Genomic DNA, 18944 nt, shown 5'->3' with positions numbered 1-18944 from the left:
AAAGGAAGAAGGGGAATATATGTCTTATATTAAAGAACAAGATTACATTATTTATGAAGCGATTCAAAATGAATACAACCGTCAAAACAATAATATTGAGCTCATTGCTTCAGAGAACTTCGTTTCAGAAGCGGTAATGGAAGCGCAAGGATCTGTAATGACAAATAAATATGCAGAAGGCTATCCAGGTCGTCGTTACTATGGTGGTTGTGAATATGTTGATGTTACGGAAACAATAGCTATTGAACGTATCAAAGCTTTATTCGGAGCTGAACATGCAAATGTACAACCCCATTCAGGTTCTCAAGCTAATATGGCAGTGTATTTAGTTGCTTTAGAGATGGGAGATACTGTGCTTGGAATGAATTTAAGTCATGGTGGTCATTTAACTCACGGTGCTTCAGTTAATTTTAGTGGTAAGTTTTATAACTTTATCGATTATGGCGTAGATAAAGAAACTGAAAGAATTAATTATGATGAAATTCGTGAATTGGCACAGAAACATAAGCCTAAATTAATTGTAGCTGGTACGTCAGCGTATTCTAGACAATTAGATTTTAAGAAATTTAAAGAAATTGCTGATGAAGTTGGTGCTAAATTAATGGTTGATATGGCACACATTGCAGGTTTAGTAGCAACTGGATTACATCCTAATCCTGTAGAATATGCTGACTTTGTTACCAGTACAACTCATAAAACGTTGAGAGGACCACGTGGAGGCCTGATTCTTTGCAAGGAAAAGTATAAAAAAGAGATAGATAAGACAATATTTCCTGGAATTCAAGGTGGACCACTAGAACATGTGATTGCTGCAAAAGCTGTTGCTTTTGGAGAAGCTTTAGAACCAGATTTCAAAGTGTATCAAGAACAAGTCATTAAAAATGCTAAAACTTTAGCTGAAACACTTCAAAATGAAGGATTTAGAATTGTTTCAGGAGGTACAGATAATCATCTAATTTCAGTAGATGTGAAACAATCAGTTAATTTAACGGGTAAACAGGCTGAAGAAACATTAGATTCAATTGGTATTACATGTAATAAAAATACAATACCTTTTGATCAGGAGAAACCATTCGTTACAAGTGGAATTAGACTAGGCACTCCTGCTGCAACGACGCGTGGTTTTGATGAAGTAGCATTTAAAGAAGTTGCTTTAATTATCAGTACAGCATTAAAAAATTCAAATGACCAAGCAAAATTGAAAGAAGCTAGTGATAGAGTAAAACAATTGACTCAACAATATCCGCTATATGAATAACAACATAAATGGAGGAAATGAATTATGAGTAAAGTACATGTATTTGATCACCCACTCATTCAACATAAATTGAGTTACATTCGTGATAAAAATACTGGAACAAAAGAATTTAGAGAGCTTGTTGATGAAGTAGGTATGCTAATGGCATATGAAGTTACAAGAGATTTACAATTGCAAGATGTAGAAATTGAAACACCTGTAACAACTATGACAGCAAAACGATTAGCTGGAAAAAAATTAGCAATTGTACCTATTTTAAGAGCAGGATTAGGGATGACAGATGGTGTATTAAGCTTAGTTCCAGCTGCTCGTGTAGGACATATTGGTTTGTATCGTGATCCTAAAACATTAAAAGCAGTAGAATATTTTGCTAAATTACCTCAAGATATCGATGAACGTGAAATTATAGTAGTTGATCCAATGTTAGCTACAGGCGCTTCAGCAATCGAAGCAATCAATTCACTAAAAAATCGAGGTGCAAAGAATATTCGTTTTATGTGTTTAATTGCTGCACCTGAGGGTGTTGAAAAAATGCAAGAAGCGCATGAAGATGTTGATATCTATATTGCAGCTTTAGATGAAAAACTTAATGAAAAAGCATATATTATACCTGGTTTAGGAGATGCTGGGGATAGATTATTTGGTACTAAATAGTACTATAGGAGTAAATATTATGAGAAAGATTATGACAGTCTTTGGTACAAGACCGGAAGCAATTAAAATGGCACCTTTAGTTAAAGCACTTGAAAAAGATTCAATGCTAGAACCAATTATTGTTGTAACTGCTCAACATAGAGAAATGCTTGATTCAGTTTTAAAAACATTCAACATAAAACCACATTATGATTTGAATATCATGAAAAAAGGGCAAACTCTTTCAGAAATAACAGCTAAATCTATTATTCAACTTGAGCAAATTATGAAAAAAGAATGTCCAGATATGGTACTTGTTCATGGTGATACAACAACTACTTTTTCTGGCGCATTAGCAGCATTTTATAATCATACATCTGTAGGCCACGTAGAAGCTGGTCTTAGAAGTGGGAATAAATATGCGCCTTTTCCAGAAGAAATAAATCGGCAGATGGTTAGTAATATTGCCGATTTACACTTTGCTCCTACTATTGGTGCAAAACGCAATCTAATTCAAGAAAACAAAGATAAGACATCTATAGTGATTACTGGCAATACTGCCATTGATACACTAAATTTTACAATTAATAAAAATTATACTTCTGAGTTGATAGAAAAGCATAAAAATAAAAAAATTGTATTGCTGACCGTTCATCGTAGAGAGAATATTGGAAAACCTATGGAACATATTTTCAAAGCAGTTAGAGATATCGTTGAAGATATTGAAGACGTTGTAGTAGTTTTTCCTTTACATATGAATCCCGAAGTTAGAAAACTATCATACGCTTATTTAGAAAATCATCCAAGGATAGAGCTTATTGAACCATTAGATGTTGTCGATTTTCATAATTTTGCTAATCATGCTTATTTAATTTTGACTGATTCTGGAGGCATTCAAGAAGAAGCACCATCATTAAATAAACCAGTTTTAGTTCTTAGAGATGTAACTGAAAGACCTGAAGGTGTAGAAGCTGGAACATTAAAAGTAATTGGAACAGAGTATACACATGTGTATCAAGAAATAAGAAAATTATTAAAGAACAAACAAGTTTATAATAATATGGCCTATGCTCAAAATCCTTATGGAGATGGAAAGGCATCTGAACGTATATGTGATAGTATTAAATACTATTTAGGATTAACTGAAGAAATACCTAAAGAATTTGAAAAGTTAAAAAATTGTTGATTTATTTGTGAACATTTTATGACAATATTGGTGTTAAATTAAACAACAATTTGAATAGAATTGACACATAAATTACCCTATATTATTATTAAAATTGTATGAGTGGAACGGTTTCCATGATTGTCATAAGTTTTGGAGGCACAAAGAATGAAACGGTTCAGCATCATATTTAGACAATTCATTCAATATTACATTTATTTTTTAATATTGTTAAGTATTTTGTATATTATTAAATCTAATTCTTTTTTATTAGGCTTAATAATTGGGACACTTGGCTCTCTAATCAACACATACATTTTTGAGATATATCTTTCTAGGGCAAAACAACCAGATAATATACATATTTCTACAGGTAATGTATGGAGATACTTAGTCGCAATTATTGCATGTATAGTATGGGTTGTCTTTAAAGAGAATGTAAATATCATTGGTATAATGATAGGCCTTATGATTTCTTATGTATTAATCATTTTTCGCCCTCTCTTGCTAAAATAGTAAACTATATACAGAAAGAGGTGAGTACATGGATCACAAATCCCCACTCGTAAGTTGGAATGTGTTTGGATTTGATATTGTTTTCAACTTAGCAAGTATTATGATGCTTATTATTACTGCTATTATTGTTTTTATAATAGCTATTGTTTGTACGCGTAATCTTAAGAAAAGACCTAGTGGCAAACAAAACTTTATCGAATGGATTTTCGATTTTGTAAGAGGCATTATTGAGAGTAACATGGCTTGGAAAAAAGGTGGTCAATTTCACTTCTTGGCGGTAACATTAATTTTATTTATTTTTGTTGCCAATATGCTAGGTTTACCATTTGCAATTGTTACACATGATCATTATTTATGGTGGAAATCTCCAACTGCTGACGCGACTGTAACGTTGACGTTATCTACGATGATGATTTTATTAACACATTACTATGGTGTTAAAATGCGTGGAACAAAAGCATATGTTGGTAATTACTTTAAACCTTTCTGGCCATTAGCAATTATTAATGTCTTTGAAGAATTCTCTTCAACATTAACACTAGGTTTACGTCTTTACGGTAATATTTTTGCTGGTGAGTTACTATTATCACTGTTAGCTGGCCTGTTTTTCCAAAACGGCTGGGGCTGGATAATTAGTATTCCTGGCTTAATTATATGGCAAGGATTCTCAATCTTTGTCGGTACAATCCAAGCATATATCTTTATTATGCTATCTATGGTTTACATGTCCCATAAAGTTGCGGACGCACATTAACATAAACAAACATTTTAGGAGGAATTATTAATATGGGTTTAATCGCAGCAGCAATTGCAATCGGTTTATCAGCATTAGGTGCTGGTATCGGTAACGGTCTTATTGTTTCTAGAACAGTTGAAGGTGTAGCACGTCAACCAGAAGCACGTGGTCAATTAATGAGTATTATGTTCATTGGTATTGGTTTAGTTGAAGCATTACCAATCATCGGCGTTGTTATCTCATTCATGACATTATTCAGATAAGAAATGTTCGAGGCGAAGTCTCTTTGATCTTCGCCATTCGTTTTATTTAGTGGCAAAGTGATGATTAATAATGAAAGGAGTGTCAAATGCCAGTGAACGCATTAACTAATTCATTTGTTTTAGGTGCAACTACAGGTGGCGTTGAATGGGGAACAACAATTGTTACAATTATTACATTTATAATCCTATTAGCGTTATTGAAAAAATTTGCTTGGGGTCCATTAAAAGAAGTAATGGATAAACGTGAACGCGATATCAATAGAGATATTGACGAAGCTGAAGAAGCAAAATTGAATGCACAAAAACTTGAAGAAGAAAATAAAAAGACACTTAAAGAAACACAAGATGAAGTTCATCATATTCTTGAAGATGCAAGAATTCAAGCACGTAAACAACATGAAGAAATTATTAAAGATGCACATGAACGTGCAAACGGTATGATTGAAACAGCACAAAGTGAAATCAACAGTGAAAAAGAACGCGCTCTTGCAGATATTAATAATCAAGTTTCTGAGTTATCTGTTTTAATAGCTTCTAAAGTTTTACAAAAAGAAATTTCAGAACAAGATCAAAAAGGTCTCGTTGATAAGTATCTTAAAGAGGCAGGCGATAAATAATGGCAGATGTAGCAAAAAAATATGCTAAAGCTTTATTTGATGTCTCTATAGATAAAGATCGATTAGATTTAATGTATGAAGAATTACAAGAAGTTAGTCATGCAACTTTAAATTACATTGATGATTTAAAAGCAATTGATTCAAATCCTAATCAGCCTGCTTCTGAACGACGTAAATTCGCAGGTATTGTATTTGGGGATGCGAACTATTACTTAAAAAATATGCTAATGATTTTAGCAAATAATCGTCATTTAGCGCTTATCCATTCTATCTTTAAAGAATTTAAACATTTGTATGACCATCATTATAATCAAGGTGATGCTTTGGTTGAATCTGTATATCAATTGAATGAAGAAGAATTATCTCGTATTGAAAGAGTAATTCTTAACAAAACTAAATTGTCTAAAGTACATATTACAACTAAAATAAATCCTAACTTAATTGGCGGTTTTAGAGCAAAAGTTGGGACTACTGTATTAGATGGCAGTATAAAAAATGATTTAGAACAAATAGAGCGTAAATTTAAAAGAGTTAATTAAAAAAGAGGAGTGACATAGATGGCCATCAAAGCTGAAGAAATCAGTGCATTACTTCGCTCACAAATTGAAAACTATGAGTCAGAAATGTCTGTTGATGATGTAGGTACCGTCCTTCAAATTGGTGATGGTATTGCATTAATTCACGGATTAAATGATTGTATGGCTGGTGAGCTTGTAGAGTTTTCAAATGGAGTGCTTGGTTTAGCACAAAACCTTGAAGAATCAAATGTGGGTGTCGTAATCTTAGGACCTTATAGTGAAATTAGAGAAGGCGACGAAGTTAAACGTACTGGCCGTATCATGGAAGTGCCAGTAGGTGAAGAACTTATCGGACGTGTTGTAAATCCACTTGGTCAACCAATTGATGGACAAGGTCCTATCAATTCAACTAAGACACGCCCTGTTGAGCAAAAAGCAACAGGTGTTATGGATCGTAAATCAGTTGATGAACCATTACAAACTGGTATTAAAGCGATTGACGCATTAGTACCAATTGGTCGTGGACAACGTGAGTTAATCATTGGTGATAGACAAACAGGTAAAACAACGATTGGTATTGATACAATTTTAAACCAAAAAGGTTTAGATACAATTTGTATTTATGTAGCTATTGGTCAAAAAGATTCAACAGTACGTGCAAACGTTGAAAAATTACGTCAAGCTGGTGCTTTAGACTACACAATTGTTGTATCTGCATCAGCAGCGGAACCAGCACCATTATTATACATCGCCCCTTATTCAGGAGTAACAATGGGTGAAGAGTTCATGTTTAATGGAAAAAATGTACTTGTCGTATATGATGATTTAACTAAACAAGCAGCTGCTTATCGTGAATTATCATTATTATTACGCAGACCTCCAGGTCGTGAAGCGTATCCAGGTGACGTCTTCTACTTACACAGTAGATTATTAGAAAGAGCAGCTAAATTAAACGATGCACTAGGTGGCGGTTCAATTACAGCTTTACCTATCATTGAAACACAAGCTGGCGATATCTCTGCATATGTTCCAACCAACGTAATTTCAATTACTGACGGACAAATTTTCTTACAATCTGATTTATTCTTCTCAGGTGTACGACCTGCGATTAATGCTGGTCAGTCTGTATCACGTGTTGGTGGTTCAGCACAAATTAAAGCAATGAAAAAAGTTGCTGGTACATTACGTTTAGATTTAGCATCTTATCGTGAGTTAGAATCATTTGCACAATTTGGTTCTGATTTAGACGAATATACTGCTAAAAAATTAGAACGTGGTAAACGTACAGTTGAAGTTTTAAAACAAGATCAAAACAAACCACTTCCTGTTGAAAATCAAGTGTTAATTATTTATGCCTTAACAAAAGGTTATTTAGATGATATCCCTGTAGAAGACATTACACGTTTTGAAGATGAATTAAATAGTTGGTCTAAATCAAATGCTTCAGAATTATTAGGTGAAATCAGAGAAACTGGTAACCTTCCAGATGATGCTAAATTTGAATCAGCTATTAGTGAATTTAAGAAAAGTTTTAGCAAATCTGAATAACTAAACTTTAAATCAAAAAGGTGGTGAGATAATGGCTTCTCTTAAAGAGATAGATAGTCGTATTAAATCGACGAAAAAAATGAAACAGATTACCAAAGCGATGAACATGGTTTCAAGTTCTAAATTACGTCGAGCTGAAAAAAATACTAAGCAGTTCGAACCCTATATGGAAAAAATGCAAGATGCGATAACTGCTATTGCAGGCGCAAGTAAAAATTCAAATCATCCAATGTTAAGACCAAGACATATTCAACGTAGTGGTTACTTGGTTATTACAAGTGACAAAGGATTAGCGGGTGCTTATAGTTCGAATGTGCTTAAACGACTAATCAATGACATTAAAGAAAAACATACAAACAGTGATGAATATAGCATTATTGTTTTAGGTCAATCCGGTGTTGATTTCCTTAAAAATAGAGGTTATGAAGTTGAAAGTTCACTTGTTGATGTACCTGATCAACCTTCATTTAAATCAATACAAGCTATCGCTAAGCATGCGATTGACTTATTCAGTGAAGAACATATTGATGAACTTAAGATTTATTATAGCCACTATGTTAGTGTTCTTGAAAATAAACCTTCTGTTAGACAAGTTCTACCATTATCTCAAGATGATTCTAGTCAAGGCCAAGGTCAAATGTCGTCATATGAATTTGAACCAGATAAAGACTCAATCTTAAGAGTTATTCTTCCACAATATGTTGAAAGTTTAATCTATGGAACGATTCTTGATGCTAAGGCTAGTGAACATGCAGCACGTATGACTGCAATGAAAAATGCATCTGATAATGCAACTGAACTTATTGATGACTTATCATTACAATATAATAGAGCGAGACAAGCTGAAATCACTCAACAAATTACAGAAATTGTTAGTGGTTCTGCCGCACTTGAATAATATTTTAAAGGAGGAAACAACATGGGTAATGGCCGTGTAACTCAGGTTATGGGTCCTGTAATTGATGTTCGATTCGAACATAATGAAGTCCCTGAAATTAATAATGCCCTAATTATTGAAGTGCCCAAAGATGATGGCACATTCAAATTAACATTAGAAGTTGCATTGCAATTAGGTGATGATGTTGTTCGTACTATTGCAATGGATTCAACTGATGGTGTTCAACGTGGTATGCAAGTTGTGAATACTGGTAAAGATATTAGTGTTCCTGTGGGTGAAGAAACACTTGGACGTGTGTTTAACGTTTTAGGAGAAACAATAGATTTAAATGAAAAATTAGATAGTTCTGTTAGACGTGATCCAATTCATCGTCGTCAACCTAATTTTGATGAATTATCTACTGAAGTAGAAATTCTTGAAACAGGTATTAAAGTTGTAGACTTATTAGCACCTTATATTAAAGGTGGTAAGATTGGTTTATTCGGTGGTGCCGGCGTAGGTAAAACTGTATTAATTCAAGAGTTAATCAATAATATCGCTCAAGAACATGGTGGTATTTCTGTATTCGCTGGTGTAGGTGAACGTACTCGTGAAGGTAACGACTTATACTATGAAATGAGCGATAGTGGCGTTATCAATAAAACTGCCATGGTATTTGGACAAATGAATGAGCCACCAGGTGCGCGTATGCGTGTTGCTTTATCTGCATTGACAATGGCTGAATATTTCCGTGATGAACAAGGTCAAGATGTACTTTTATTCATTGACAATATTTTCCGCTTTACTCAAGCTGGTTCTGAAGTTTCAGCATTATTAGGACGTATGCCTTCAGCTGTAGGTTATCAACCAACATTAGCAACTGAAATGGGTCAATTACAAGAACGTATTACATCTACTAATAAAGGTTCAGTCACTTCAATTCAAGCAGTATTCGTTCCTGCCGATGACTATACTGACCCAGCACCAGCAACTGCGTTCGCGCATTTAGATGCAACAACAAACTTAGAACGTAAATTAACTGAAATGGGTATTTATCCTGCGGTAGACCCATTAGCTTCAACTTCTAGAGCTTTAGAACCATCTATTGTTGGACAAGAACATTATGAAGTTGCACGTGAAGTTCAATCTACATTACAAAAATACAGAGAATTACAAGATATCATTGCAATTTTAGGTATGGATGAATTATCTGAAGAAGATAAATTAACAGTAGAACGTGCGCGTAGAATTCAATTCTTCTTATCACAAAACTTCCATGTGGCTGAACAATTTACTGGTCAAAAAGGTTCTTATGTTCCAGTTAAAACAACTGTAGCGGACTTTAAAGATATCTTAAATGGTAAATATGATCATATTCCTGAGGATGCGTTCCGTTTAGTTGGAAGTATGGATGATGTTATTGCTAAAGCTAAAGATATGGGTGTTGAAGTTTAAACTAATTAGGAGGTAAAGATAATGAACACAGTAAATCTTGATATTGTCACTCCTAATGGTTCAGTCTACGAAAAAGATGATGTTGAACTCGTTGTATTTCAAACTACTGCGGGCGAAATAGGTATCATGAGTGGACATATTCCGACAGTTGCCGCATTAAAGATAGGCCATATTAAAGTTAAGTTTAAGAATGGTACTGAGTATATAGCTGTTAGTGGTGGCTTTGTTGAAATTAGACAACATAAAGTATCTGTCATTGTTCAAACAGCTGAAACAGCTAGTGAGATTGATGTAGAAAGAGCTAAGTTGGCTCGTCAAAGAGCTCAGTCTCATTTAGATGAAGAGGATAACAGTGACATTAACCGAGCTAAACGCGCATTAGCTAGAGCGGAAAACCGTCTGCGTGTAGCTGAATTAAAATAATGATTAAATTAAATGATGTGGGATAATATTTATGATGAATATATTATTTCAATTTAGTGAGAATGGTTAATGAAAAAGTAACAGATATTAAAATATTATTGGTTTAGTTAATTATTCTTAATATATTAAAAGAGTTTGAGACATTTAATGGTGTTTCAAGCTCTTTTTTTATTGTAAATAAAAGAACTTAGAATGATAATAACTTTAAATTTTTATTTTAGTTACTTTTATTAAATATCGTAACGTTCTTATGTATCATTATTAACTTTTTTAATGTACAATATATTACAGAAATCTTTAAGGAGAGAAAAGAATGGAATATGTTGGGCAATTTGCAATAATACATCTATTTTTACATGTAATATGTATATGTATTGCGTACTGGGCATTACATTCTCTCAGATTAGATCAATTTTTTAAAAAAGGATATTCAACACAACTGCAAGTGTGTATGATTTTCTTAGCAATTTTAATGGGTACTGCAGTAAGTAACTTTATCGTGGATTTATTACAGTATTCTACACAAATTAAATATTTATTTTAAAAAATGAATTTCTACTAATTAACTAAAAATGTAGATATACTAATTAAATAAGTAATTCAAAATGGGAAATGTTATAAGAAATAGGAGTTTAATGTGGAGGATTAATATGGATAAGATAATTATAAATGGAGGCAATCACCTTACTGGTGAAGTTCAAGTAGAAGGAGCTAAAAATGCTGTATTACCTGTCCTTACAGCATCGTTATTAGCGTCTGAAGGACAAAGTAAATTAACCAATGTGCCAGATTTAAGTGATGTTGTTACTATCAATAATGTTTTATCTACTTTAAATGCTAAAGTGGATTATGATAAAGAAAACGGATCAGTTACAGTTGATGCTTCTGCTACACTAAATGAAGAAGCGCCTTATGAATATGTGAGTAAAATGAGAGCAAGTGTGTTAGTAATGGGACCTTTATTAGCACGTTTAGGTCATGCAATCGTTGCATTACCAGGTGGCTGTGCAATTGGTGCTCGTCCAATTGAACAACATATCAAAGGTTTTGAAGCCTTAGGTGCAGAAATTCATTTAGAAAACGGAAATATATACGCAAGCACTAAAGAGGGATTGAAAGGTGCAAATATTCATCTAGATTTTCCAAGTGTAGGTGCAACTCAAAATATTATAATGGGTGCTTCTTTAGCACAAGGAAAAACAGTTATCGAAAATGTAGCTAAAGAACCTGAAATTGTAGATTTAGCTAATTATATCAATGAAATGGGTGGTAACGTTGTTGGTGCTGGTACAGATACCATTACTATCCATGGTGTTGAAAAATTAACGGGCGTTGAACATGCAATTATACCTGATCGTATTGAAGCAGGTACACTTATTATCGCAGCAGCAATTACAAGAGGAGATGTTTTTGTAAAAGGTGCTGTTAAAGAACATATGACAAGTTTAATTTATAAATTAGAAGAAATGGGAGTTAACCTCGATTTTAATGAGGAAGGTGTACATGTTACTACAAATGGTGAACTTCAACCTGTAGATATTAAAACACTGCCTCATCCAGGTTTCCCTACAGATATGCAATCACAAATGATGGCATTATTATTAACAGCTGAAGGCCATAAAGTGGTAACTGAAACAGTATTTGAAAATAGATTTATGCATGTTGCAGAATTTAGAAGAATGAATGCTAATATTAATGTAGAAGGTAGAAGTGCTAAAATAGAAGGTAAAAGTCAACTACAAGGTGCTCAAGTAAAAGCTACGGATTTAAGAGCAGCCGCAGCTCTTATTTTGGCTGGTTTAGTGGCAGAAGGTACAACTCAAGTGACAGAACTTAAACACTTAGATCGTGGTTATGTTAATTTCCATGAGAAGTTAAAATCACTTGGTGCAGATATCAAAAGAGTCGATGACTAATTTTTAAATAGATTTGAGGTAATAGTTATGGAAACAATTTTTGATTATAATGAAATAAAAAAAATCATTCCTCATAGACAACCTTTTTTACTTATTGATCGTATTGTTGAATATGAAGAAGGAAAGCGTTGTGTAGGTTTAAAACAAGTTTCAGGAAACGAACCGTTTTTCCAAGGACATTTTCCTGATTATGCAGTTATGCCTGGCGTTCTCATTACAGAAGCTTTGGCACAAACTGGAGCGGTAGCTATGTTAAATAGTGAAGAAAATAAAGGTAAAATTGCATTATTTGCTGGGATTGATAAATGTAGATTTAAAAAACAAGTGACACCTGGTGATACTTTAATGTTAGAAGTTGAAATTACAAAAATTAAAGGTCCTATTGGAAAAGGTACAGCAAAAGCTACTGTTGATGGACAACTTGCTTGTAGTTGTGAACTTACTTTTGCTATTCAAGATGCGTAATTAAAATAAGAGTAGTAGCGAAATCATTCATTTCGTTACTACTCTATTTTTATCTTTCAAATTTTTCTTCTTTTAATTTCGGTTTAGATTGCATCATTCTGTTAAATGTAATTTTTAATTCTTCTCCAGATAATCCTTCATCAATAAGTTGTTCTAATAGTGTTTCTGCGTATACCTGACGGTGTGTATAAATATGACACTCGAAAATAATTGATATTTTCCTTTCAAATAGAGAGATATGTTTTATTGTTGCATCAAACAATGCTGGATCGTTAGAAGGTCTAGTAATCACTACTCTGATATCTAATACTGTTTGTGATTCATAAAATTTTTGCATGATATCATAATGTGTATCTGAAATTACAATTTCTAGGAGCCAACCTGTACCACTATTTTCTTTATTTATAATAACACCATCATAAAGTTCAAATTCTGAAATCCTGTTATCATCGCTTACTATTTGGAATCGAACTGCTTTAAAAGTCTTCATAACATGTCTCCCATACTCTTAAACATTTTTAAATTATATGATTATTGTTTTTTTGTTAAATAAGTCGTCTCATATCTTAATATTTTTCTTAAATATATCAGATATTAATACTAAAAAGGGAAGAAATCTAAAAAAATAGCTTTTTGACGTTATATTCAATTCTATTTAATATAAAGATATAAGGAGGTGACACATGTTAAATAAGATAGTAATCGTTGGTCGTATGACTAAAGATGCAAAAATTTATGATAATGAGGAGGTGAAAATCGCAACGTTTAGTGTGGCTACTGAACGCAATTATAAAGATGAAAATGATGAAATAGCGTGTGATTATATATTTTGTAAAGCATTTGGTAAGATGGCTAGCAACATTGAAAAATATACTTCTCAAGGATCTTTAGTAGGTATTACTGGCCAAATGCGTTCTCGTAAATATGAAAAGGAAAAACAAACTCACTTTGTCACAGAATTATATGTTGAAACAATTAAATTTATGTCCCCTAAATTAAATAATGAAAAACTCTCAGATAGCTCACTAAATACAGACACTTATCCATTTGATAATCTCGAATTAATGAATATAAAATAAAACTCTCTATTTTTAATACTCCAAACCTTTCCAATTAATATAAAATAAGTCTTTCAATTATACTCAAATATACTCAAGAGGTCGGTATAAATATTCCGACCTCTTTAACTATGTATAAGACATTAGATACAACTCATTCATTGAATGATAAAAAAGACAGTGTATTTTTCTGAAATATTACAAAGTAATTACAGTTGGTTCTTTTATTATATATCTAATAAACACTGCCATTAAAGTGTTTATAGTATATATATAAGAAAAATTATTTACAAATCTATGTAATTTTAATGTAAAATAAGTATATTTTTTTTATTTCACTGTAACCTGCTAAGCTTTTTTAGATGTTAGAGTAGTATCCGTAAAATATTTAAGAAAACAAATGACTTAGGAGGATTATACTATTATGAAAAAGACAATTATTGCATCTTCATTAGCAGTAGGCTTAGGATTAGTAGCAGGAAACGTAAGTCATGCTGATGCAAGTGAAAATCAAATTAATAAAGAAAAATTAGCTCAATTAGCGGAATCTAACGATCAATCATTAAATCAACATCCTATTCAAGAAGGAGCTTATAATTACCAATTTAATTTAAATGGTAAAACTTATCATTTTTGGTCAGATGGAACATATTTTAAATGGGAATATTATCCATCAAACGGTTCAACTGTAAATAGTGCTAATCAAAATGTAGCTTCAACTCAATCAGCACAAAATGTATCTTTCCAAAATAATAATTATAATCATATAAATCAATCAGCTTCAACTTCAAATGTAAGTCAACACTATGCAAATGAAGCTCAAACACAACAAGCACCAAAAACAACACAAACTAAACAAGCAACTCAAACACAACAAGCACCTGCTAATGCAACTACAAATCAACCTAAACAATCAACAAGTGGTTCATCTGTAAATGTAAATAGTCATTTACAACAAATCGCTCAACGCGAATCAGGTGGAGATATTCATGCCATCAACCCTTCTTCTGGTGCAGCAGGTAAATATCAATTCTTACAATCTACTTGGGATTCAGTAGCACCAGCACAATATAAAGGTGTATCACCAGCACAAGCACCTGAAAGTGTTCAAGATGCTGCGGCAGTAAAACTTTATAATACTGCAGGTCCATCTCAATGGGTTACAGCGTAAAACTTAATAAATAATTTACTAGTGCCTGAGACAATATGAGTTGTCTTAGGCATTTTTATATATATTGATAGTAATGACTGAATTTAGAAAGATTTCTGTACTATTCTTTATTTATTATATTTATAATAATAGTTGTATGAATTAAACTTATTTCAATGAATAATCTTTTTTATTTGAATTATAACAATGGTTTTGTTATGGTTAAATTAAACTAAAGACTACTAGGGGAGCCATGGAACATGGCTGAGATGAAGCATTCAGACCCTTATAACCTGATTTGGTTAATGCCAACGTAGGAAAGTAGTAATACATATTCATTCATTCTATTTTTTTGAATATTGACTACATTTCTACGTTGAAATGTAGTTTTTTTATTTAAGGAGGAATAGTTAATGAGTTTTTCAGATGAATTAAAGCAAGCGTCAAAGCCAATTATTGAAGAGATTTATAATGATGGTTTTATTCAAGATTTATTAAAGGGAAAATTATCAAAACAAGCAGTACGCCAATACTTACGTGCTGATGCTTCTTATTTAAAAGAATTTACTAATTTATATGCTTTACTTATTCCTAAAGCACCTACTATGAAAGAAGTGAAATTCTTAGTAGAGCAAATTGAATTTATGTTAGACGGCGAAGTAGAAGCCCATGAAATTTTAGCGGACTATATTAATGAACCTTATGAAGAAATTGTAAAAGAAAAAGTGTGGCCACCTAGTGGAGATCATTACATTAAACATATGTATTATCATGCTTATACACACGAAAATGCTGCATACACTATAGCTGCAATGGCACCATGTCCTTACGTATATGAAGTGGTTGCTAAATGGGGATTAGAAGATTCAAATCTTAATAGAGATGCACTTACTGCTAAGTGGTTTGATTTTTATAGCACTGAAATGGCACCTTTAATTGAAGTATTTGACCGTTTGTTAAATGAACTTACAGAACATTGTACCGAACAGGAAAAAAGAGAAATTAAAGAAGCATTTTTACAAAGTACTGTACATGAACGTCACTTCTTTAATATGGCATACATTGATGAAGAATGGGATTTTGGAGGAGCAAATCATGAATAAACCTAAGATTGCGTTAACAATTGCTGGTACTGACCCTTCTGGTGGCGCAGGAGTTATGGCAGATTTAAAATCATTCCATGCTTGTGGCGTATATGGAATGGCTGCTATTACAAGTATTGTGGCTCAAAATACTAAAGGAGTTCAACATATCCATAATCTAGAAACTAGTTGGGTTAAAGAACAATTAGATAGCGTATTTGATGATGAATTACCTCACGCAATTAAGACTGGAATGATTGCTACACATGAAACGATGGAACTGATTCAAACGTATTTAAAAAATCATAGCAATATTCCCTATGTTATCGATCCAGTTATGCTAGCAAAAAGTGGTGATTCCTTAATGGATGATGAAACAAAAAAACATCTTCAGAAAACGCTCTTACCATTAGCGGATGTCGTTACTCCTAACATTCCAGAAGCTGAAGAAATTACTGGCTTGAAAATTGATACTGAAGATAATATTCGTAAAGCAGGTCATATATTTATAAATGAAATAGGAAGTAAAGGTGTAGTAATTAAAGGCGGTCATTCTGCTGATTTAAATAATGCTAAAGACTTTTTATTTACTAAAGATGATGTCTATACTTTTGAAGAGAAGCGATTTAATACGCAACATACTCATGGTACAGGTTGCACATTTTCAGCTGTTATCACAGCCGAACTAGCTAAAGGTAAAACAATTTATGAAGCTGTAAAAAAAGCTAAAAAATTTATTTCATTAAGTATTGAACATACACCTGAAATCGGTCAAGGACGCGGCCCGGTAAACCATTTTGCTTATATGAAGAAAGTAGGTTTAGACGATGAATAGTTTAGAAAAGATAAGACAAGAGAATCCACTAGTAGTCTGTTATACCAATGATGTGGTTAAAAATTTCACTGCGAATGGACTCTTGAGTATTGGTGCAAGTCCAGCAATGAGTGAAGCTCCAGAAGAAGCAGAAGAGTTCTATAAAGTAGCAGGGGCACTGCTTATAAATATTGGAACATTAACTAAAGCAAATGAAAAAGATATTTTAGAAATTGGAAAAATTGCTAATCAACAAGGTACACCCATTGTATTTGATCCAGTTGCTGTAGGCGCATCAACATATCGTAAACAATTCTGTGAAACTTTTCTTTCTGAAATAAATGTTTCTGTGATTAAAGGAAATGCATCTGAAATTCTTACTTTAGTAGATTCAAATACTACAATGAAAGGCACTGATGGGGAAACAGACTTAGATGTAGTGACAATTGCTAAAAAAGCTTATGAAAAATATCAAACAGCAATTGTTATTACAGGTAGAGAAGATGTTATTATTCAAGATAATCAAATTGTCAAACTATCAAATGGTTCTCCATTACTGGCAAAAATCACAGGCGCTGGTTGTTTATTAGGCGGTTTAGTTGCTGGATTTTTATTTAGAAATACACATCCATCATTACAAGTATTAGAAGAATCAGTAAGTTATTATAATATCGCCGCAGAGATTGCTGAAAAAAGTGAAAAGGTTAATGGACCTGGAACATTCTTATCTCAATTACTTGATGAAATGTATCAACTTAACTATGATACTTATAAACAATTTGTAAAACGTGAAGAGGTTTAAATATGTTTGATTCAAAAAGTTTACAAGTTTATTTTATATGTGGAACACAAGACATCATCGGTGATCAAAACATTAAAGATGTTTTAAAAGCAGCATTAGAATCAGGAATTACTTTATTTCAATTTCGTGAAAAAGGACCAAATGCTTTAGTAGGGGATGAAAAAGAAGCCTTAGCTAAGGAATTGAAAACACTTTGCCATGAGTATAAAGTACCTTTTCTCATTAATGATGATGTGGATTTAGCTGAAAAGATTGATGCAGATGGTATACATGTAGGTCAAGATGACGAAATAATTGCTTCTTTTGCTAATCGTTTTAAAAATAAAATTATAGGATTAAGTGTAGGAAACGTAAAGGAATATCAACAATCAGATTTAGAACACGTAGATTATATAGGTGTAGGTCCAATGTATGAGACATCTTCAAAATCTGATGCAAGTGCCCCTGTAGGCCCTGAAATGATTGCAACATTAAAAAATATTAATCCAAGCTTACCTATGGTTGCTATAGGTGGTATTACTGAAGATAATTGTGAGCCTATAGCTAAAGAAGGCGCTGATGGTGTGTCAGTTATTTCGGTCATTACACATAGTCAAAATATTGACAAGACTGTTAATAAATTAAAGCACTATTTCAAATAAATATCTCTTTTTTTTCAGTTTTTGTTTTCTAGTACACCCTATCTATGATAAAATTATTTCTATGTGAATATATCAATAGAGGTGTAAAAATGAAGAAGAAAGCGCTACTACCTTTGTTATTAGGGGTAATGGTCTTTTTAGCTGGATGTGACTATTCCAAATCTAGTAATAGAAATGGATTTTTCTACAATACATTCGTTGAACCAATGGCTAAAATTTTACATTGGTTAGGCCATTCTGTTTTTCATGATGATTATGGTATTGCAATCATCGTTTTAGTATTAGTTATTCGTATTATCTTATTGCCTTTCATGCTATCAAACTATAAAAATAGCCATATGATGCGTGAAAAAATGAAAATTGCTAAACCTGAAGTAGAAGGTGTACAAGAAAAAGTGAAACGTGCACGTACTCAAGAAGAAAAAATGGCAGCTAATCAGGAAATGATGGAAGTTTATAAAAAATATGACATCAATCCTATGAAGAGTGCTTTAGGTTGTTTACCTGTTTTAATTCAAATGCCTATCGTTATGGGATTATATTTCGTATTGCGTTATCGTATTGGTGGCGGTATTACAGAACATCCACATTTCTTATGGCTTAATTTAGTACATCCTGATATTTGGATTACTATTATTGCCGGTGTGTTATACTTTATCCAAGCATGGGTGTCAAGTAAACAAATGCCTGAAGAACAACGTCAAATGACTTATATGATGATGATCGTTTCACCTATTATGATTATTTGGATTTCATTAAGTTCAGCTTCGGCACTAGGTTTATATTGGTCTGTCAGTGCGGCATTCTTAATTATTCAAACATTCTTTGCAAATAAACATTATGAAAAAGTTGCAAAACAAGAAATTGGACCTATGGTTGAGGCACATAAAGAAAATAATTCAAATAAAAAAGGTAAAAATACGCAAGTCGTTTCTAAAAATAATAAGAAGAAAAAATAATATAAGTATAATACGATAAAAAAGAGGCTGGGACATAAAGTATCTGTA

The 18944-nt window shown here is 32.6% G+C and carries 23 protein-coding genes and 1 riboswitch; of the genes, 22 read left to right on the top strand and 1 reads right to left on the bottom strand.

Translation table 11 applies throughout. The features are described from left to right. Nucleotides 1-19 precede the first annotated feature (19 nt). From glyA to fabZ, 15 genes are all read left to right on the top strand, one after another. Nucleotides 20-1258 carry a serine hydroxymethyltransferase gene (gene glyA, locus HMPREF2647_RS00515; RefSeq protein ID WP_070859293.1) on the top strand — a complete coding sequence of 413 codons (1239 nt, stop codon included), beginning with the start codon at nucleotides 20-22 and terminating at the stop codon, nucleotides 1256-1258. 24 nt (nucleotides 1259-1282) lie between these two features. Continuing rightward, nucleotides 1283-1912 carry a uracil phosphoribosyltransferase gene (upp, locus tag HMPREF2647_RS00510; RefSeq protein WP_070859290.1) on the top strand — a complete coding sequence of 210 codons (630 nt, stop codon included), beginning with the start codon at nucleotides 1283-1285 and terminating at the stop codon, nucleotides 1910-1912. 19 nt (nucleotides 1913-1931) lie between these two features. Then, nucleotides 1932-3077 carry a non-hydrolyzing UDP-N-acetylglucosamine 2-epimerase gene (gene wecB, locus HMPREF2647_RS00505; RefSeq protein ID WP_017175129.1) on the top strand — a complete coding sequence of 382 codons (1146 nt, stop codon included), beginning with the start codon at nucleotides 1932-1934 and terminating at the stop codon, nucleotides 3075-3077. 147 nt (nucleotides 3078-3224) lie between these two features. Beyond that, on the top strand, nucleotides 3225-3572 hold the full coding sequence (locus HMPREF2647_RS00500; RefSeq protein WP_070859288.1) for an ATP synthase subunit I: 348 nt from the start codon (nucleotides 3225-3227) through the stop codon (nucleotides 3570-3572). Nucleotides 3573-3600: 28 nt separating this feature from the next. Next, the gene (gene atpB / locus HMPREF2647_RS00495; RefSeq protein ID WP_002448665.1) at nucleotides 3601-4326 is read left to right on the top strand and encodes a F0F1 ATP synthase subunit A; all 726 of its coding nucleotides are present in this window, start codon (nucleotides 3601-3603) and stop codon (nucleotides 4324-4326) included. Nucleotides 4327-4358: 32 nt separating this feature from the next. Beyond that, nucleotides 4359-4571 (top strand): F0F1 ATP synthase subunit C, encoded by a 213-nt coding sequence (gene atpE / locus HMPREF2647_RS00490; RefSeq protein ID WP_002448651.1) that lies wholly within the window; start codon nucleotides 4359-4361, stop codon nucleotides 4569-4571. Between the two features lie 86 nt (nucleotides 4572-4657). Next, on the top strand, nucleotides 4658-5188 hold the full coding sequence (locus HMPREF2647_RS00485; protein ID WP_017175131.1) for a F0F1 ATP synthase subunit B: 531 nt from the start codon (nucleotides 4658-4660) through the stop codon (nucleotides 5186-5188). Next, nucleotides 5188-5727, top strand: a complete 540-nt coding sequence (locus HMPREF2647_RS00480; RefSeq protein WP_017175132.1) for a F0F1 ATP synthase subunit delta — start codon at nucleotides 5188-5190, stop codon at nucleotides 5725-5727. The genes HMPREF2647_RS00485 and HMPREF2647_RS00480 overlap by 1 nt, the downstream gene beginning before the upstream one ends. 18 nt (nucleotides 5728-5745) lie before the next feature. Beyond that, nucleotides 5746-7254, top strand: coding sequence for a F0F1 ATP synthase subunit alpha (atpA, locus tag HMPREF2647_RS00475; protein WP_070859286.1), 1509 nt, complete (start codon nucleotides 5746-5748; stop codon nucleotides 7252-7254). Between the two features lie 31 nt (nucleotides 7255-7285). After that, a complete protein-coding gene (gene atpG / locus HMPREF2647_RS00470) occupies nucleotides 7286-8152 on the top strand; it encodes an ATP synthase F1 subunit gamma (RefSeq protein WP_048681801.1) in 867 nt (288 codons plus the stop codon). Between the two features lie 21 nt (nucleotides 8153-8173). Next, entirely contained in the window at nucleotides 8174-9586 is a 1413-nt protein-coding gene (gene atpD, locus HMPREF2647_RS00465) for a F0F1 ATP synthase subunit beta (protein ID WP_070859283.1), read from the top strand. A 21-nt stretch (nucleotides 9587-9607) separates the two neighbouring features. Next, nucleotides 9608-10009, top strand: coding sequence for a F0F1 ATP synthase subunit epsilon (locus HMPREF2647_RS00460; RefSeq protein WP_002448708.1), 402 nt, complete (start codon nucleotides 9608-9610; stop codon nucleotides 10007-10009). A gap of 313 nt (nucleotides 10010-10322) precedes the next feature. Next, a complete protein-coding gene (locus tag HMPREF2647_RS00455) occupies nucleotides 10323-10553 on the top strand; it encodes a DUF1146 family protein (protein ID WP_017175136.1) in 231 nt (76 codons plus the stop codon). Nucleotides 10554-10659: 106 nt separating this feature from the next. After that, complete coding sequence (gene murA / locus HMPREF2647_RS00450) at nucleotides 10660-11925, top strand: UDP-N-acetylglucosamine 1-carboxyvinyltransferase (protein WP_070859280.1); 1266 nt, start codon at nucleotides 10660-10662, stop codon at nucleotides 11923-11925. Nucleotides 11926-11952: 27 nt separating this feature from the next. Beyond that, nucleotides 11953-12390 carry a 3-hydroxyacyl-ACP dehydratase FabZ gene (gene fabZ / locus HMPREF2647_RS00445; protein ID WP_002448673.1) on the top strand — a complete coding sequence of 146 codons (438 nt, stop codon included), beginning with the start codon at nucleotides 11953-11955 and terminating at the stop codon, nucleotides 12388-12390. A 49-nt stretch (nucleotides 12391-12439) separates the two neighbouring features. Here fabZ and HMPREF2647_RS00440 read toward each other — a convergent pair whose 3' ends face one another. Continuing rightward, nucleotides 12440-12880, bottom strand: a complete 441-nt coding sequence (locus HMPREF2647_RS00440; protein WP_017175138.1) for a YwpF-like family protein — start codon at nucleotides 12878-12880, stop codon at nucleotides 12440-12442. A gap of 193 nt (nucleotides 12881-13073) precedes the next feature. On the opposite strand from HMPREF2647_RS00440, the gene HMPREF2647_RS00435 reads away from it, so the two are divergent. The 7 genes from HMPREF2647_RS00435 (at nucleotide 13074) to yidC (ending at nucleotide 18896) form a co-directional block, all read left to right on the top strand. Continuing rightward, a complete protein-coding gene (locus HMPREF2647_RS00435) occupies nucleotides 13074-13469 on the top strand; it encodes a single-stranded DNA-binding protein (RefSeq protein WP_017175139.1) in 396 nt (131 codons plus the stop codon). Between the two features lie 403 nt (nucleotides 13470-13872). Next, entirely contained in the window at nucleotides 13873-14619 is a 747-nt protein-coding gene (locus HMPREF2647_RS00430) for a transglycosylase family protein (protein WP_017175140.1), read from the top strand. 213 nt (nucleotides 14620-14832) lie between these two features. Next, nucleotides 14833-14935, top strand: a riboswitch (TPP riboswitch). 76 nt (nucleotides 14936-15011) lie between these two features. Further along, the gene (tenA, locus tag HMPREF2647_RS00425) at nucleotides 15012-15701 is read left to right on the top strand and encodes a thiaminase II (protein ID WP_019835613.1); all 690 of its coding nucleotides are present in this window, start codon (nucleotides 15012-15014) and stop codon (nucleotides 15699-15701) included. Further along, nucleotides 15694-16515 (top strand): bifunctional hydroxymethylpyrimidine kinase/phosphomethylpyrimidine kinase, encoded by an 822-nt coding sequence (gene thiD / locus HMPREF2647_RS00420; protein ID WP_070859277.1) that lies wholly within the window; start codon nucleotides 15694-15696, stop codon nucleotides 16513-16515. The genes tenA and thiD overlap by 8 nt, the downstream gene beginning before the upstream one ends. Beyond that, nucleotides 16508-17296, top strand: coding sequence for a hydroxyethylthiazole kinase (thiM, locus tag HMPREF2647_RS00415; protein WP_017175143.1), 789 nt, complete (start codon nucleotides 16508-16510; stop codon nucleotides 17294-17296). The genes thiD and thiM overlap by 8 nt, the downstream gene beginning before the upstream one ends. 2 nt (nucleotides 17297-17298) lie before the next feature. Next, nucleotides 17299-17937, top strand: coding sequence for a thiamine phosphate synthase (gene thiE, locus HMPREF2647_RS00410; protein ID WP_048787784.1), 639 nt, complete (start codon nucleotides 17299-17301; stop codon nucleotides 17935-17937). Nucleotides 17938-18026: 89 nt separating this feature from the next. Further along, nucleotides 18027-18896, top strand: a complete 870-nt coding sequence (gene yidC / locus HMPREF2647_RS00405; RefSeq protein WP_019835616.1) for a membrane protein insertase YidC — start codon at nucleotides 18027-18029, stop codon at nucleotides 18894-18896. The last annotated feature ends 48 nt before the right edge of the window (nucleotides 18897-18944 follow it).

It is taken from the genome of Staphylococcus sp. HMSC035D11 (assembly GCF_001836075.1).
Taxonomy (GTDB): Bacteria; Bacillota; Bacilli; order Staphylococcales; family Staphylococcaceae; genus Staphylococcus; species Staphylococcus hominis.
Note: the sequence above shows the minus strand (reverse complement) of the source record. Positions and strands in the feature narration are given on the sequence as shown.

Bases quoted from the DNA above. Each gene is read 5' to 3' on its own strand.
- glyA (WP_070859293.1), top strand. From the start codon at position 20: ATGTCTTATATTAAAGAACAAGATTACATTATTTATGAAGCGATTCAA.
- upp (WP_070859290.1), top strand. From the start codon at position 1,283: ATGAGTAAAGTACATGTATTTGATCACCCACTCATTCAACATAAATTG.
- wecB (WP_017175129.1), top strand. From the start codon at position 1,932: ATGAGAAAGATTATGACAGTCTTTGGTACAAGACCGGAAGCAATTAAA.
- HMPREF2647_RS00500 (WP_070859288.1), top strand. From the start codon at position 3,225: ATGAAACGGTTCAGCATCATATTTAGACAATTCATTCAATATTACATT.
- atpB (WP_002448665.1), top strand. From the start codon at position 3,601: ATGGATCACAAATCCCCACTCGTAAGTTGGAATGTGTTTGGATTTGAT.
- atpE (WP_002448651.1), top strand. From the start codon at position 4,359: ATGGGTTTAATCGCAGCAGCAATTGCAATCGGTTTATCAGCATTAGGT.
- HMPREF2647_RS00485 (WP_017175131.1), top strand. From the start codon at position 4,658: ATGCCAGTGAACGCATTAACTAATTCATTTGTTTTAGGTGCAACTACA.
- HMPREF2647_RS00480 (WP_017175132.1), top strand. From the start codon at position 5,188: ATGGCAGATGTAGCAAAAAAATATGCTAAAGCTTTATTTGATGTCTCT.
- atpA (WP_070859286.1), top strand. From the start codon at position 5,746: ATGGCCATCAAAGCTGAAGAAATCAGTGCATTACTTCGCTCACAAATT.
- atpG (WP_048681801.1), top strand. From the start codon at position 7,286: ATGGCTTCTCTTAAAGAGATAGATAGTCGTATTAAATCGACGAAAAAA.
- atpD (WP_070859283.1), top strand. From the start codon at position 8,174: ATGGGTAATGGCCGTGTAACTCAGGTTATGGGTCCTGTAATTGATGTT.
- HMPREF2647_RS00460 (WP_002448708.1), top strand. From the start codon at position 9,608: ATGAACACAGTAAATCTTGATATTGTCACTCCTAATGGTTCAGTCTAC.
- HMPREF2647_RS00455 (WP_017175136.1), top strand. From the start codon at position 10,323: ATGGAATATGTTGGGCAATTTGCAATAATACATCTATTTTTACATGTA.
- murA (WP_070859280.1), top strand. From the start codon at position 10,660: ATGGATAAGATAATTATAAATGGAGGCAATCACCTTACTGGTGAAGTT.
- fabZ (WP_002448673.1), top strand. From the start codon at position 11,953: ATGGAAACAATTTTTGATTATAATGAAATAAAAAAAATCATTCCTCAT.
- HMPREF2647_RS00440 (WP_017175138.1), bottom strand. From the start codon at position 12,880: ATGAAGACTTTTAAAGCAGTTCGATTCCAAATAGTAAGCGATGATAAC.
- HMPREF2647_RS00435 (WP_017175139.1), top strand. From the start codon at position 13,074: ATGTTAAATAAGATAGTAATCGTTGGTCGTATGACTAAAGATGCAAAA.
- HMPREF2647_RS00430 (WP_017175140.1), top strand. From the start codon at position 13,873: ATGAAAAAGACAATTATTGCATCTTCATTAGCAGTAGGCTTAGGATTA.
- tenA (WP_019835613.1), top strand. From the start codon at position 15,012: ATGAGTTTTTCAGATGAATTAAAGCAAGCGTCAAAGCCAATTATTGAA.
- thiD (WP_070859277.1), top strand. From the start codon at position 15,694: ATGAATAAACCTAAGATTGCGTTAACAATTGCTGGTACTGACCCTTCT.
- thiM (WP_017175143.1), top strand. From the start codon at position 16,508: ATGAATAGTTTAGAAAAGATAAGACAAGAGAATCCACTAGTAGTCTGT.
- thiE (WP_048787784.1), top strand. From the start codon at position 17,299: ATGTTTGATTCAAAAAGTTTACAAGTTTATTTTATATGTGGAACACAA.
- yidC (WP_019835616.1), top strand. From the start codon at position 18,027: ATGAAGAAGAAAGCGCTACTACCTTTGTTATTAGGGGTAATGGTCTTT.